This is a genomic window from Pantoea sp. Seng, assembly GCF_009829935.1.
Taxonomy (GTDB): domain Bacteria; phylum Pseudomonadota; class Gammaproteobacteria; order Enterobacterales; family Enterobacteriaceae; genus Pantoea; species Pantoea communis.
On sequence record NZ_SZZV01000045.1, the window covers coordinates 1 to 1,690 of the forward strand.

Annotated in this window: 2 protein-coding genes; both read left to right on the top strand. The window is 51.4% G+C overall.

Features of this window, described 5'->3' with window-relative positions; genetic code table 11:
* Positions 1–422, top strand: a 422-nt coding sequence (locus FD737_RS23625; RefSeq protein ID WP_237448857.1) for an SH3 domain-containing protein, incomplete at its 5' end; no start/stop codon positions are given.
* Between the two features lie 20 nt (positions 423–442).
* Positions 443–1,663 carry an ISL3 family transposase gene (locus tag FD737_RS23630; protein ID WP_160834698.1) on the top strand — a complete coding sequence of 407 codons (1,221 nt, stop codon included), beginning with the start codon at positions 443–445 and terminating at the stop codon, positions 1,661–1,663.
* The last annotated feature ends 27 nt before the right edge of the window (positions 1,664–1,690 follow it).

Here is a 1,690-nt window from a genome sequence, read left to right on the forward strand (position 1 = left end):
GGGTCTTCCCCTGTTGTGGTGGCTGTTGTAGGATTTTTGCTGTTTACCGAACAACAGGAGGAGAACACTTGAATAATAATGCTGCTGTTGTCATCAGAGATTACATCTCTGCTTATCCTGACCCCATCGTTATAAAGAAAGACAGTACTGCCTTTATCAGCCATTGTGATCTTGAATATCGCGGATGGGTATGGATAGCGCTTGCCTCCGGTAAAGCTGGATGGGCCCCACAACAAATATTTACTCCCCTCAGTGCAAATGAAGTCGTCTGCCTCGAAGACTATACAGCGCATGAATTATCAGTCAGGTCCGGCGAGCAAATTACTGTTATGAAGTCCCTTAATAGCTGGTACTGGGCGCTCAATGACTCAGGTGAATCTGGCTGGGTGCCAGAAGAATGTGTAAGTATGCCGGGTATCTAATTTTAATCCGGTACGCTCTTATGGATGAAAGATCCCTCTATGCCCACATTCTCAATTTGTCCGGTCCGTGGCAGGTTGAATCCTTGTCCCTTGATGAAAATGCGGGTTCCGTTACTGTCACCGTCGGAATCGCTGAAAATGCGATATTAACCTGTCCTGCCTGCGGCAAATCCTGTCCTGTGCACGATCACCGGCATCGTAAATGGCGCCATCTTGATACCTCCCAGTTCACCACGATTGTCGAAGCCGATGTTCCCCGCATTATGTGTCCGGAGCATGGTTGCCAGACCCTGCCTGTTCCGTGGGCGGGTCCGGGAAGCCGGTATACGCTTCTGTTCGAATCGTTCGTGCTTTCATGGCTGAAAATCAGCACCGTTGATGCTGTCAGGAAACAACTTAAGCTCAGCTGGAATGCGGTTGACGGCATTATGACCCGGGCAGTTAAGCGAGGCCTTGCCCGGATAAAAAAGCCATTATCCGCCCGTCATATGAATGTGGATGAGGTTGCCTTTAAAAAAGGACATCGTTACATAACGGTGATCTCCGATCGCGATGGACGGGCGCTGGCCTTAACGGATGATCGCGGCACAGAGAGCCTTGCCAGCTATCTTCGCACGCTCACTGACGGGCAGTTGCTGGCTATCAAAACGCTCTCCATGGATATGAATGCAGGATATATAAGAGCAGCACGTATCCACTTACCCAGTGCGGTTGAGAAAATCGCCTTCGACCGCTTCCATGTAGCAAAGCAACTGGGCGAAGTGGTGGATAAAACCCGCCAGAATGAACATCCGCACCTCCCTGTAGAAAGCCGGCGTCAGGCAAAGGGAACCCGCTTCCTGTGGCAGTACAGCGATAAGTGGATGACCGAATCCAGGCAGGAAAAGCTGATATGGCTGCGTGCACAGATGAAGCTGACGAGCCAGTGCTGGGCGCTAAAAGAGCTGGCAAAGGATATCTGGAACAGGCCATGGAGCGAGGAAAGACGGAATGACTGGCAGAGATGGCTGGCGCTGGCGGCCAGCAGTGACGTTCCCATGATGAAAAACGCGGCTAAAACGATAGGAAAAAGGCTGTACGGGATCCTGAATGCCATGCGACACAGTGTCTCAAACGGAAATGCGGAGGCACTGAACAGCAAGATCAGGCTGCTGAGGATAAAAGCCAGGGGATACCGAAACCGGGAGCGCTTTAAGCTGGGAGTGATGTTCCACTACGGGAAACTGAATATGGCGTTCTGAGTCTCCCACCATGATCGGGGAAGACCC